This window comes from Clostridium fallax, from assembly GCF_900129365.1.
Taxonomy (GTDB): domain Bacteria; phylum Bacillota; class Clostridia; order Clostridiales; family Clostridiaceae; genus Clostridium_AH; species Clostridium_AH fallax.
In genome coordinates, this window is record NZ_FQVM01000009.1 from 21,291 (window position 1) to 35,637 (window position 14,347).

The following is a 14,347-nucleotide window of genomic DNA, read 5'->3' on the forward strand; positions in this document are numbered from 1 at the left end:
TCACCTCTATTTCTAATTAAAATAATGCGTTGTCGCTATCTACCTTTTTAACAATAAAGTTAGAAATCATAATTAAAATAAATCCAACTATTGATTGATAGAATGCAGCCGCAGAACTCATTCCAACTTCACCCATAACCATTAATCCTCTATATACATAAGTATCTATAACATTTGTAACAGGATATAATGCTCCTGAATCTTTTGGTAGTTGATAGAATAATCCGAAATCAGAGTTGAATATTTTACCTATTGACATAATAAATAAAATTGTTATAACAGGTTTTAATAATGGTATTGTTATATATTTTATTTGTTGCCACTTTGTTGCGCCATCAATCATCGCAGCTTCATAATAAGTTCTGTCTATTCCACATATTGATGCTAAATAAACAACTGTATTATAACCAATTCCTTTCCATTGACTCATAAATATAATTATCCAAGGCCAATACTTAGGTTCTGTATACCATGCTACCCTGTCCATTCCAAAACCTTGAAGTATACCATTTACAAGTCCTCTTTCTGGACTTAAGAAAGCAAATAAGCAATAACTTACAACAACCCATGATAAAAAATATGGTAAAAACATTGCACTTTGATAGAACTTTGCAAGTTTTTTACTTAATATTTCATTAATCATAATTGCAATGATTACTGGGATAACTATACCTAATACTATAAATACTAAATTATAAAGTACTGTATTTCTAGTTATTATCCAAGCATCTGAACTTTTAAATAAGAATTCAAAGTTCTTTAATCCGACCCACTTACTATTGATTAAACTTTCTATAAATCCACCACTAATTCTAAATTGTTTAAAAGCTACTATTATACCAAACATTGGTATATATGCAAATATAAAGAACCATATAGCTCCTGGTAATGATAGAAGTAAAAGTTCTCTATTCATCTTAAATCGTTTAAACACCTTTTGCATTTTTATTACTCCCCTTCCCATATAGTAAACGTTTGCTTTATTTAAATATATCACAGTGCTATATATGGTTAAAGTTGTAATTATTTAGATTTAATGTACTTTTTTTAGTTAATAGTTTTTAGAATTCCTTAAAGTGCTTGGACACACTCCAAAATACTTCTTAAATTTTCTATAAAAATAACTTGTATCAATATAACCAACAATCTTAGCTATATCATTAATTTTCATATTAGTATTTAAAAGAAGTTCTTTTGCTTTTTCATTTTTAATTCTATTTAAATAATCTGAAAAGGAGCAGCCAACTTCTTTAGAAAATATTTGTCCAAGATAAGATGTATTAATGTTATATTTATTAGCTAAAGTTTTTAATGAAAGTTCTTCATTATAATGGTCATTAACGTAGCATAAAACTTGCTTTATAACAGGACTAAATTTTCCATTATTATTGTTTATCTTATCTATTAACTCCTCACTTTCTCTTTGTAACATTTTTACTAATTCTTCCTTACTTTTTTTATTACATATTTCTAAAATTAACACCCTTAAAAAATCATCATTATATCGACCTTCAATATTTAGATCCTTTGCTGCCTCTTTAATTGTAAGCATCATTTTTATTGATATATCTTTTAATTTTTCAGGAGTTAAAGTTTTTAATTCATAAATATCATTAAAAGTTTTAGTAATATATTTATTTACTTTTTCTACGTCCTTTGCTAATAAAACTTTTTCAAAGTCATCAAAATTTATATGTACATCTTGTATTTCATCATTGGTTCTTTTTAAATCATTAAAAGATATTATATTACCATATCCTCTTATTAATATATACTCTTGAAGTTTTATTGCACTTTCATAAGACTTACTTAAATTTTTACTTTGTTCAATAGTCTTTCCTATTGTTATAAATACTGAAATATTAAATTCAGTCTTTATATCATATATTAATCTAGTAAATATCTCTTCAAAGTTTACTTCCGGACTATCATTCCATCCATTTATAACAATAATATTGTTTTCAATATCTACAAAAACTTCTTTATTAGAATAATCAATTCTTTTATCTATAAAATCTTTTATTTTGTAAGCTGTATCTTGCTTGTTAGAGTTTTCATAATTCAACTTTATCGATACTACATTATAATATTTATTATAAATACTAATAGAAAGAGCAAACTTTCTCTCTTCTAACCCTAAATCTGTTATATTATTTGCCACCCATCTATTACATATGTTTTCATTTAATGTTTCTAATTCTTTATTTTCTAAAATAGGTTGATTTTTTTTCCCTATTTATTTTATTAACTACAGTTATTAAAGTTTTCTCTAACTCCTCTTCGTCAATTGGCTTTAATATATAATTTTCAATACCTAAATAAATAGCCTTTTTTGCATAAGAAAAATCATCATATCCACTTAAAATAATAAATTTTGTATTTTCACAACCTTCATTTTTTAATTTTTCTATTAACTGTAATCCTGTTAATTTAGGCATTGTAATATCTGTAATAATTATATCTACAGGATTCTTTTTATATTTTTCATAGGCTTCTTGTCCATCATTTGCTGTTTCTGTAACTTTAAGTCCTATAGAATCCCAATCAATGATATTTAATAATCCATTTAAAATAAGCTTTTCATCATCTACTAACATAACTTTACACATTATTATCCACCTCTCTCTTAGGTATCCTCATAGTAATTTTAGTTCCATTACTATCACCTTTTTCAACAGTTATGCCATACCCCTTTCCATAAGTTAAAAGTATTCTTTCATGAACGTTTATAACCCCTATTGATTTACCATTATTATCACATTTTTCTATTCGTTCTTGTAACTCTTTTAACTTATCATCATCAATACCCTTACCATTATCCTCAAGTTCAATAATTATAATATTTTCTACTTCTCTTACAGAAATAAGTAAGAAATTATCTTTTCTAGATAAATCTATCCCATGAACTATAAAATTTTCTATAAGAGGTTGAAGTGATAACTTTATTATTTGTTTTTCTAATATATCCACTTCGCAGTCTATATCATACTCAAATCTATCTTCATATCTAAATTTAAATAAATCTAAATACATTCTACAGTAATCAAGCTCACTTTTTACTGTCACAATACTACTTCCTTTAACTACATTTCTAAATAAAGTAGCCAAATTATAAAGCATTTTTCCAGTTTCTTTATCTCCATTACAAATGGCCCTCATTCTAATTGACTCTAAAGTATTATAAAGAAAATGAGGATTGATTTGACTTTGAAGAGCCCTTATTTCTGCCTTTTTCTCATTTAATTTTGCAACATACATACTTTTTATATGACTATCTAATTGTTCACACATACAATTAAAATTTTCAGAAATTATACCTATCTCATCTTTGCATTCATCTATAGGAATTCTAGCTTGAAGATTTCCATCTTTAACCTTATTCATAGCTTTCAATACATTAGAAGTTCTTTTTTCAAGCTTTCTTAACTTCATATATATAAGACTCTCTCCAACAATACTTAAGACTATAACCAGTAATTGAATACTTATAACTATTAATTCAGTTTTCTTTATTACTGTTCTTTCTGGAACTGCAGATATTAATATCATTCCTGAACCATTAGGAGAATAATCTAAATAACATTTTTGTCCAAGATAAGCACTTTCCTTATTTTTGTGTAATTCATCAATATAAGGATAAGTTTCTCTTATAAATCTTCTTTGAGAATCATAGTAAACTTCTCCTGATGAAGATAAAACTATAAGTTCTGAATTAGATTTCTCATATTTTTCTACTATTTTATCCAAAGGAGACAAGTCAAAGGTAAATATTAACATGCCTACGTTTTCAAAAATATGTGGATCTTTTATTTCTTTACTTATTGTATAACATAAAGAATCTGAATTTGAATGTTCTTTATTGAAGTATTCTAAAACTTCTCCGAATTTATTATTTGTATTTTGTATATTATCATTTATGTCTTTTTTAGACTTTATATCAACCTCATGCATCTCCCCCTTTTTATTAAATATAGTTAATGTTTTATTTTTATAACTATAAAGAGAAATCTTAGATAAAGTACTATTCATATCAAAAGAACTTTTTATATAGCTGCTCATACCCTTATAAAAATTTTTATTACTCATAGAAAATATATCTAATTTATTAATAAGATATTTATTTAAATCATTATTTAAATAATATAAAATATCATTCAATTCAGTAGTAGATTGATATAATTGATTAATCATAGTTTTTGTGTAATCTTTTTGATTGTTTAGATATGTATTTGTATCTTCTATTATCTTTCTATTTAAATATAGCTGTTCATTTATTGTTGTATCTATTACTTTTTTCGTAGTATATATATCAATAATTGAAAGAGTAAAAATTATTATTATGGAATAGGTTATAAATAATCTTTTATACATATTATTTTTATAGTTAATAAACTTCATTGTTCCCAACCTTTATAATATTTTGATTTTTTTGTATTGTATTATATCACAATTTTTTTATATTAACTAATTCAGTCACCGCAAAGTAAATTTATATTAACTGGTATTTTTCTAGAAATATTGTATTTTTTTTATTTTTTTATTTTTTTTTACAATAATCTATTGAAAGATGACTCTATCTAATCTTACACTAATAGTAAACTAATATTTTTTAAGGTGATAAAATGGTTAACGGATTTAATTTAGAAAAAATTATGACTTTTTTTAATTATATTTTTTGGTTTTTTATGGGGAATGTTTTATTTTGGTTTTGTAATTTACCTATGGTACTTTTTTTCTTATTCATAGGTTTCCAAAATGTATTAATATACTTACCTTTATTTTTAGCAAGTTGTATATTATTTGCTCCTGCTTTTACGGCTCTACTTTATACTATGGGCAAATTGTTAAGAAATAAAGATATTAATATATTTTCTGATTATTTTAAATCATATAAAGATAATTTTATTCAATCCTTTTTTTTAGGAATTGTATTATTACTTTTCATATTAATTCTATACTTTAATATATCTTTTTTCAAAACTTTAGATATAGGAATTTATTTAACTCCATTTTTTGTAGTTATATTAAGCTTATTATTACTATCAATTCCTTATATTTTTATATTGTTATCAAGATATAAGATGAAAAGTATTAATCTTTTAAAAACATCAATAATTTTAATAATATCTAAACCTCTAGTTACTATTTCAAATATTATAGTATTTTTATTTTGTCTTATGCTTTTTGAAATTAAACCTTCATATGCAGCACTATTTATAGCTACCATCTTTTCCTTTTTACTTATGTTCGTAAATAAACATTTATTAAATTCCTTAGAAAACAAAAAATAGTGCTGTATTAAGGATTGTTTAATTATATAAAAGGCTATATCATAATAGTTTAGCTATAACAATATATGCCAATGCATTTAATTATAAATACATAATATACTGTATAGATTTTAAACTTTGATATAGCCCCTTTTATTATATAAATTTTATTAATAATCTTAAAATTCATTAAATTTATTAATATATTCATTTTAAAATATATTCTTATACAAATTATTTTTTAATAAATTATTTTTCTTTTTATATTAATTATTATCTCTAAAGTATTTAAAAGCTCATCTATTTCCTCTAAAGTATTATAAAAACCACAACTAACTCTTACCATACCTGGTTTTAACTTTTTAGGATTATATAAAAATTCTTTTGCTTCTTTTTCACTTATATCTAATAACCTTCTTACATATGGATGAGCACAAAAGCAACCACTTCTTACTGATATTCCTCTATATTTAGATAATAAATCTCCAATTTCTTCATGATAATAATTATTTACATTAAAACTTGCAATAGCCAATTTATTATTAAAATCATTATCTGTATACACTTTAATATCTTTAATCATTCTTAAACTATTTATTAGATGAATTTTTAACTTCTCTTCTCTTTCTTCAAAAACATCAAATCCTATTCTATTTATTTCTCTTAAAGCGCCTACAAGACCTACAACTCCTAATACGTTAGGTGTTCCTCCTTCATGAGCTTCATGATATGGTGCCCATGCCTCATCATTATCTCCAACATATAATATAGTTCCGCCCCCTTTTATAAGAGGTGCTTTATGATTTAAATAATCTTTTTTTAAAACAATAACTCCTATTCCATAAGGTGCATAAATTTTATGAGCAGAAAAAACTAAAAAATCTATATTCTTACCCCTTTTATTTAAGAAAACCTTCTTATGTGGAACTAATTGAGCTCCATCTACTATTGTTTTTGCTCCATATTTATGAGCTAAATTTGAAATATAGTAGATATCATTTATATATCCTGTTACATTAGATGCACCGGTAATTGAAATAATTTTAACCTTACCTAAATGGTCATTTAAAAGACTTTCTAAGTGATTTAAATTAATTCTTCCACTTTTATCTATATCTACATACTTAACTTTCGCCTTAGAATACCTCCAAGGTAAATCATTAGAGTGATGTTCCATTCTTGTTGTTATAACTATATCTTCTTCAGAACTTACTAGATTATTTGCAAGTAAGTTTAATCCCTCTGTAGCATTTTTTACATATATTATGTCATAATTGTCTCTATCTTCTACATCAAAAAAACTTAATATTTCATTTCTTGAATCATTAAAAATCTCAGTAGTAAAAAATGAATTAAATCCCTTTCCTCTCCCTACAGATCCATAATAGGGCATAAATCTTTTTATAGATTTAATTGAAGCTATTAAAGGTGGTGTAGTAGCTCCATTATCAAAATTTATAGGCTCCACACTTTTACCATTATAAAGTAATACATTCTTATTAGATTTTAATACTTTATTTTCTAAATTTATAAAAGCCATAAAAATTACCTCCTAATTTATAATATTCCCTAAAATAATTGTTGCCACTATACCAATGCTATTTGAGTAAATATATAAAATTTGAAATATATTTATATTTTTAATCATATATTAAAATAGACACTTTTAAAGGAGGTTTTTTTATGATAGATAATAAATCAATATCAAAAGATTGTATTCATATTAAATTTGAGCCACTTTTTAATAATATAGAAAACTTAAATAACTTTGACATGAATTCAACTTTTTCCATTCCTTTTGAAAACAGTATTTCTAAAAGTTTTGATGTAAATCCCTTTTTAAATCTACCACCACTTAATAACATTTTTGCTCCTAATCCCCTAGAAATACTTTCAAATATAGATTGGAATCTAGAAGAAGATTCAATAATAGATGAAAAATGTAATCACATATTTAATATAATTAATAAAAATAATTCTTCTTTGCTTAAGTCTTTAGAAACTTTTAATATACCTCATAATGTATCAAAATTATTATTTAAACAACTGATAAAATTAACAATTAAAGAAGTGAATAAGTCATAAGGAGAGATATTAATGTTTTTTTCTAATGCATTAAATTATACCAATTCTTTACCTATTATAAAAAGCTATGTAAGATTACTTCATGCCTCTCCAGATAGTCCTTCTGTAGATGTATATATGTCTGGTAAACTTATAGCTTCTAATATTTCTTTTGGAGAACATACTAATTATTTTGAAATTGCTCCAGATGATTATAATGTAGAGATTTATCTATCTGGTAAAAAAGATACTCCTTTATTTTCAAAATATATAGAAATATATCCTAAGAGTTACTTTACTATAGGCATTATAAATATGTTTGAAGATATAGATTTAAGAAGAATATTAGACGGAAGCTCTGGTAACAATCAAAACATATCATTTTTAAGATTTATACATTATTCTCCTAAGGCTCCACTTTTAAATTTATCTTTAGGAAGAGTAAAAACTCTTTTTAAATTTATGGAATATAGAGAAAGCTCTGGATATTATCCTTTATCTCCAGGTATATATACTTTTAATCTTTCTGCATCTAATGCTAGTTTTTTATCATTTCCAATCCCTAACATAAAATTAAAGCCTAATAAATTTTATACAATATACTCTATAGGATTAACTTTAGACAATCCTAGAATAAGAACAATAATCCTTGAAGATGGAAATTTTACCAAATAATATTTTAATTAAATTTATATAAAATTTTCAACTTATCACTTTCATAAAAACTATGAAATTAAATTTTAATTTCATAGTTTTTTATTATAAAAATAGTTTTGTTTATATATGTAAAATTGATAGTATCTCCTTTAAATAGTATAATATTAATGAATTTATAATGAAGGAGAAAAACCATGATTGTATTAAGCTGCAAAGATATAGAAAAAAGTTTTGGTATAGATGTAATTTTAAAAAATATAACTTTTAATATTAACGAAGGAGACAAAGTAGGCTTAATTGGACCTAATGGTGAAGGAAAGTCTACTTTATTTAAAATTTTAACAAAACAACTTTCCTATGATAATGGAGAGCTTTTTATAGATAAAAATAAAACTTTAGGCTATTTATCTCAACACCTTTCTTTAGAAAGTAATAATACTATATACATAGAAATGCAAAATGTATTCCAGGATCTTTTAAGATTAGAAGAAAAAATTAAAGACCTTGAAAACAAATTAAATGAACCTTATGATCCATCAAAAGAAAAATATCATGAAAAACTTATAAATGACTATGCTCTTAGCCAAGAACTTTATGAAAATAGAGGTGGATATACTTTTAGAGGTGAAATTTCTAGAGTATTAAAAGGATTAGGTTTTTTAGAAAAAGACTTTGATAAAGAAATTCAATATTTAAGTGGAGGACAAAAAACTAGAGTTGCCCTTTGTAAACTACTTCTAACAAAGCCAGATATATTACTCCTAGATGAGCCTACAAACCATTTAGATTTAGATGCTATTGAGTGGCTTGAAGATTACTTAAAAAGCTATAAAGGAACTGTTTTAGTTATATCTCATGATAGATTTTTCCTAGATAGTGTAACTAATTCTACTATTGAACTTATTAACGGTCACGTAAATTGTTATAATGCAAGTTATACAAAATTTTTAGAACTTCGTGAAAAAGATTATGAAGCAAAGCTTAAAGCTTATAATATTCAACAAGCTGAAATTAAGCGTCAAGAAGAAATAATAGATAGATTTCGTTCCTTTAATAGAGAAAAAAGTGTTAGAGCTGCAGAAAGTAGAGAAAAAGCTTTATCTAAAATGGAAAAATTAGATGCTCCCGATAAAATAAAAGAAGCATCTAAAATCAAATTTGAAACTTCTGTAAAAAGTGGTAACGACGTATTATTTATCAACAATTTAGCTAAAAGCTATGGCGATAAAGAACTTTTTTCTAATGTAAATTTAGATATTAAAAGAAGTCAAAAAGTAGCTTTAATAGGGGAAAATGGTAGAGGAAAAACTACTTTATTTAAAATAATATTAGATAGAGTTAAACAAGATTGTGGTGAAAAAATATTAGGTAAAAATGTTATTCTTGGATATTATGATCAAGAGCAATCAGATCTTAATGAAGATAAAACTATTTTAGATGAGATTTGGGATGAATTCCCTAGCCTAACCACTACAGAAATCAGAAATTATTTAGCATCATTTTTATTTACTGGAGATGATGTTTTTAAAGAAATTAATAAATTAAGCGGTGGAGAAAAATGTAGGATAAATCTTTTAAAACTTATGCTATCAAAGTCTAATTTTTTACTTTTAGATGAGCCTACAAATCACTTAGATATTATGTCTAGAGAAGCTCTTGAAAAAGCTATTTTAAGTTATGATGGAACTTTAATAGTAATATCTCATGATAGATATTTCTTAAATAAAGTAATAGATAGAATCTATGAGTTAGAAAAAAACGGAATAAAGCAATACTTAGGTAACTACACTTATTATATAGAGAAAAAGAAAAACCCTAATAGATATGAAGGTTTAGAAGAGGATACATCTGGAAAAACTAAAACTCAAATAAAAGAAGAAAGAAAGAAAAAAAGAGACATAGAAAAGCAACTAAAAGCAAACGCCCTTAAATTAAAAAACATAGAAAAAGAAATTGCAGATAAAGAGGAAAAAATAAGTAATCTTCAAAATCAACTTTGTCTTGAGGAAATTTATTCTAACCCAACAGAATCTGAAAGAGTAAATAAAGAAATATCATCTACTCAAGAGGAAATTGATTTACTTTATGTAGAATGGGAAGAATTAGCTGCAACAATTGAAAACTAACTATTTATATGAATAAAATTCAAATAAATAAAAATCTATAAAAACTCAATTTATATTTATAAATAAAAAACTATGAAGCTTAAATTTTAAATTCAATCTTCATAGTTTTTTATAATCATAAATTAATTTATGACGAATCTACAATGCTTTGTGTAATTTAATCTATATAGTAGTTATATAACCAAAAGTTTTATTTTTAATTATATTTTTATAAACTTCTATACATTAACTAAAATTTATTTTAATTTTTAGGCTTATAATTATTTTAATCCAGTAGAACCAAATCCACCTTCTCCTCTTTCACTTTCTGAAAGTTCATCTACTTCAAAAACATTAACTCTCCATACAGGCTTTACAACAAGTTGGGCTATTTTCATACCTTTTTCTATTTTAAAATCGTCTTTACCATGATTTATCATTATAACTCCTACTTCACCTCTATACCCTTCATCAATAGTTCCTGGAGAATTTACAAGAGTTATACAGTGTTTTAATGCTAATCCACTTCTAGGTCTAACCTGTCCTTCAGTATTTTTAGGTAATTCTATTTTTATTCCTGTTTTTATTAAAGTACTTTGGGAAGGCTTTAAAATTTTTTCTTCTACAGAAAATAGGTCAAGTCCAGCATCTCCTTCGTGAGCATAACTTGGAATTATAGCATCTTTATGTATTTTAATTATTTTTAAATCAAATTTTTCCATAATATATATTCTCTCCTTTTTTATTTATAATATATAGCTTACTAAAAAATAATGCTAAGTGCAATTATTATTTAATTATAATTAAATAATAATACTTATAAAGAAATAATAATTAAATTTTATATTGAATTAATTATATATAATTTAAATAATATTTTTAAAATAAAAATTAAGATTTTACTTATATTTAATACTAAAATCATATATAAACAAAAAAATATATTTTAATAAATAAAAGAGGCTTATAAAGAAAATAACCTAAGTTAATTTCTTTATAACCTCTTTTTAAGATCAACTACCAAATTAAATTAATATATTATTTATCTGTTGCATCTATTACGTCTTAAATTATTTAAAACTAGGCATTTTCCTCTTCTGTGTTTTCTGTCAATAACAAATTCATTTGTTGGAATATATATAGGACGTGCAAGTCCTTCTGGTGTACATTGAATTAGTTTGTATAAACCATGTTCTAAGCCTTCAAATCTTACTATACCTGAACTATTTGTTACCTTAGATGATATAAGCTCTGGCTCACATCCATCTAATTTGTATAGATTAAATTTAACTCCTTCAATTGGTCTTCTTCTAGGTCCGTTTAATACACTTAAAGCTTCTATTGTACCTTTACTAAACTCCTCTACTGGCATACAAGTTACTGTAGTTTCTACACATTGTTCTTTACAATTAATAGAGAAATTATCACTTGGATCATAAATAACATTTGAACAGAAGCACATATCAAATTTTACAGCTATTCTATAATCTCCTTCTGGAATATTATCAAAAGTACAAGTACCGCAGCTATCTGTTTTCTTTGTAGCAATTAATTTTGAACTACCTTTACAGCATTTATATAAATTAACATCTATTCCACTTAAAGGAATTAACGCTCCGCATTTAAGAGCTTTAACATCTACTATAGCTTTTCCACATACATCATCTTTAGTTTTTAATCTATTTATTATAGTAATCTTTTCTGTTCTATTACAAGCTGAAATTTTTACCTCATTATAAGGACAATATTCTGGCTTTTCAAACATGCATCTATCCACAAACTCTACAACTCTATAATTTCCGTCATTTAGTTCATCAAAAACTACCCTACCATCACAATCAGATAATTTAGATGCTATAAGTTCAGATTTGCACCCATTAATTTTATAAAGATTTACTCTTGCGCCTGCTAAAGGCTCTAAACAATTGCATTTTATTAATGTTTCTACTACTATTTCACCTTTAGGTTTTCCACAAGGGCAAGCTAAGATATTTGTGTTTTCATTATCTTCATTATTACAACCGCAATGATGTTCTGGTCTTCTTCTTCTATCATTGTCTCTTTCACACTCATCGTCATCATCACATTCTTCATAATCTTCTACGTAATCATCAATATTCTCCCAAATATCAAAATCTTTTTCTTCATTACAATATCTATTGTTTTCTAAGTTGTTATCCATGGTATACCTCCTTAATATATCTATGTTACATTTTATGAAGTATACCTATTATTTGTGCCTAATTTACATTTTTCCTTTCTTTTTAACTTTTTTCATTCTAAACAGATCTTCCCTATCTTTTTCCTCTAATACATCTGTTACAAATTTAACTATGCCAATAAACTTAGGAATTTGTATATTTTGAAGAGCATTAGCTCTTCTTTGAGTCTTTTTAACTTCCATAGCTAATCTAAAAATAGCATTTTCAACCTCTGCTAATTCATAAGTTAAGTACTTAACCTTATTAAATTGTATTACAGCCTCATCTATAGCTCCATTGCTTCTATAAAAACCATATACAGGTTTTAATTTTTCCTTTTTATAAATAACCTTAGGCACTTCTACTCCCATTACACTTTTAAATATAACATCATATTCTTCATCATTTTTTATTGCCATTCCTATATCTTCTGTATTTATTATTCCCGATGTAATATTTGCAATTTGTAAGGCTTTATATGCCTTTTTAAAGGTTATATCTATTTGTCCTTGAAGTTCATATGCTCTACTTACATAAGTCATAAGTTCTTTTATAAGAACATTTCTTTTTTTATCTAATAATTCAAAACCCTTTTTAGAAAATTCTAAAGAGTTCTTTGCAGCCATTAAAGTAGCTTTAGTAGGTGCGAAATTCTCCATATTATCTCACCACTTTTTTATAATATTTTTCTATAATCTCTGGTGAAATTCTATCTAATTCACTCTTTGGTAATATAGAAAGAATTTCCCAAGCTAAATCTAAGGATTCTATAATATCTCTATTTTCATCAAATTGTTGTTTTAAAAATCTATTTTCAAAATTTCTACCAAACTCTAGATACAATTTATCTATATCAGAAAGCTCCTCCTCTCCTATAACTTGAGCTAATGATAAGACATCTTGTACCCTAGAATAAGCTGCAAAAACTTGGTTTGCTACCTCTCCATGATCTTCTCTTGTATACCCTTTTCCTATACCATCTTTCATAAGTCTTGATAAAGAAGGCAATATATTAACAGGAGGATATATATCCTTTTGCTGTAATCCTCTAGATAAAACTATTTGTCCTTCAGTAATGAAACCTGTAAGGTCTGGTACTGGATGTGTTATATCATCATTAGGCATTGTAAGTATAGGTATTTGAGTTATGCTTCCCTTTTTTCCCTTAATCATTCCAGCTCTTTCATATAATGATGCTAAATCAGAATATAAATATCCAGGATAACCTTTTCTACTTGGAACCTCCTCTTTTAAAGAAGATAATTCTCTTAAGGCTTCACAGTAATTTGTCATATCAGTTAATATGACTAAAACATGCATATCCTCTTCGAAAGCTAAATATTCTGCAGCTGTAAGAGCACAACGTGGAGTTATAATTCTTTCAACTACTGGTTCATCTGCAAGGTTAGTAAACATTACAACGTTTTCTAAAACTCCAGCTTCTTCAAAGCTTCTTTTAAAAAAGTGAGCATCATCATGTTTTATTCCCATAGCACCAAAAACTATACAGAAGTTATTTTCTTTTTCGCCACTTAGTTTTGCTTGTCTAACTATTTGAGCTGCTAATTCATTATGAGATATACCATTCCCAGAAAATATAGGTAGTTTTTGTCCTCTTATTAATGTTGTTAGTAAATCTATTGATGATATTCCTGTTTGTATGTAGTTTCTTGGATAAGTTCTTGCTACTGGGTTTATAGGACGCCCATTTATATTATATTTTTTAGATGAATATATGGCTCCTCCCCCATCTCTTGGTTCTCCTATTCCATTAAAATCTCTTCCTAATATATCCTTTGATAAAGTTAATCTAAAAGGTTCTCCTGTAAAAGATATCGCTGTATTTTCTACAGATAATCCTAAAGTAGGCTCAAAAACTTGTACTATAGCCTTATCTTTATATATTTGAACAACCTTTCCCTTTTTTCTTTCCTTTCCTTCTACTATTATATCAACTACTTCATCATAAGCTACCCCTTCTACATTAGAGAGAATCAGTAATGGCCCTTGTATTTTATCAAGCATTAAATATTCTTTATTCATAATATCA

Annotated in this window: 13 protein-coding genes; 4 read left to right on the forward strand and 9 right to left on the reverse strand. The window is 25.4% G+C overall.

Annotation, left to right across the window (positions count from 1 at the left end):
• Positions 1 to 16: 16 nt before the first annotated feature.
• The 4 genes from BUA70_RS06225 to BUA70_RS06235 form a co-directional block, all read right to left on the reverse strand.
• Positions 17 to 943, reverse strand: a complete 927-nt coding sequence (locus BUA70_RS06225; RefSeq protein WP_111944838.1) for an ABC transporter permease — start codon at positions 941 to 943, stop codon at positions 17 to 19.
• A 108-nt stretch (positions 944 to 1,051) separates the two neighbouring features.
• The gene (locus BUA70_RS06230; protein ID WP_083573469.1) at positions 1,052 to 2,161 is read right to left on the reverse strand and encodes a helix-turn-helix transcriptional regulator; all 1,110 of its coding nucleotides are present in this window, start codon (positions 2,159 to 2,161) and stop codon (positions 1,052 to 1,054) included.
• Positions 2,162 to 2,201: 40 nt separating this feature from the next.
• A complete protein-coding gene (locus BUA70_RS12910; protein WP_083573470.1) occupies positions 2,202 to 2,609 on the reverse strand; it encodes a response regulator in 408 nt (135 codons plus the stop codon).
• A complete protein-coding gene (locus BUA70_RS06235) occupies positions 2,602 to 4,398 on the reverse strand; it encodes a sensor histidine kinase (protein WP_072894970.1) in 1,797 nt (598 codons plus the stop codon). Before BUA70_RS06235 ends, BUA70_RS12910 begins: the two co-directional genes overlap by 8 nt.
• A 287-nt stretch (positions 4,399 to 4,685) precedes the next feature.
• Here BUA70_RS06235 and BUA70_RS06240 point away from each other — a divergent pair, with 287 nt between their 5' ends.
• Positions 4,686 to 5,291: a DUF624 domain-containing protein gene (locus BUA70_RS06240; RefSeq protein WP_278337207.1), complete on the forward strand. Its 606-nt coding sequence runs from the start codon at positions 4,686 to 4,688 to the stop codon at positions 5,289 to 5,291.
• Between the two features lie 220 nt (positions 5,292 to 5,511).
• Here the strand turns inward: BUA70_RS06240 and BUA70_RS06245 are convergent, their stop codons facing one another.
• Positions 5,512 to 6,810, reverse strand: coding sequence for an aminotransferase class V-fold PLP-dependent enzyme (locus BUA70_RS06245; protein ID WP_072894976.1), 1,299 nt, complete (start codon positions 6,808 to 6,810; stop codon positions 5,512 to 5,514).
• A gap of 143 nt (positions 6,811 to 6,953) precedes the next feature.
• On the opposite strand from BUA70_RS06245, the gene BUA70_RS06250 reads away from it, so the two are divergent.
• The 3 genes from BUA70_RS06250 to BUA70_RS06260 all read left to right on the forward strand — a co-directional run bounded on the left by BUA70_RS06250 (position 6,954) and on the right by BUA70_RS06260 (position 10,117).
• Positions 6,954 to 7,355: a hypothetical protein gene (locus BUA70_RS06250; RefSeq protein ID WP_072894980.1), complete on the forward strand. Its 402-nt coding sequence runs from the start codon at positions 6,954 to 6,956 to the stop codon at positions 7,353 to 7,355.
• Positions 7,356 to 7,367: 12 nt separating this feature from the next.
• A complete protein-coding gene (locus BUA70_RS06255) occupies positions 7,368 to 8,009 on the forward strand; it encodes a DUF4397 domain-containing protein (RefSeq protein WP_072894982.1) in 642 nt (213 codons plus the stop codon).
• 176 nt (positions 8,010 to 8,185) lie between these two features.
• Entirely contained in the window at positions 8,186 to 10,117 is a 1,932-nt protein-coding gene (locus BUA70_RS06260) for an ABC-F family ATP-binding cassette domain-containing protein (protein WP_072894986.1), read from the forward strand.
• 260 nt (positions 10,118 to 10,377) lie between these two features.
• Here the strand turns inward: BUA70_RS06260 and dut are convergent, their stop codons facing one another.
• The 4 genes from dut to BUA70_RS06280 form a co-directional block, all read right to left on the reverse strand.
• Positions 10,378 to 10,818 (reverse strand): dUTP diphosphatase, encoded by a 441-nt coding sequence (gene dut, locus BUA70_RS06265; protein ID WP_072894989.1) that lies wholly within the window; start codon positions 10,816 to 10,818, stop codon positions 10,378 to 10,380.
• 320 nt (positions 10,819 to 11,138) lie between these two features.
• On the reverse strand, positions 11,139 to 12,278 hold the full coding sequence (locus tag BUA70_RS06270) for an MSCRAMM family protein (RefSeq protein ID WP_072894993.1): 1,140 nt from the start codon (positions 12,276 to 12,278) through the stop codon (positions 11,139 to 11,141).
• 63 nt (positions 12,279 to 12,341) lie between these two features.
• Positions 12,342 to 12,956, reverse strand: coding sequence for a V-type ATP synthase subunit D (locus BUA70_RS06275; protein ID WP_072894996.1), 615 nt, complete (start codon positions 12,954 to 12,956; stop codon positions 12,342 to 12,344).
• 1 nt (position 12,957) lies between these two features.
• Entirely contained in the window at positions 12,958 to 14,340 is a 1,383-nt protein-coding gene (locus BUA70_RS06280) for a V-type ATP synthase subunit B (protein ID WP_072894999.1), read from the reverse strand.
• Positions 14,341 to 14,347: the final 7 nt, after the last annotated feature.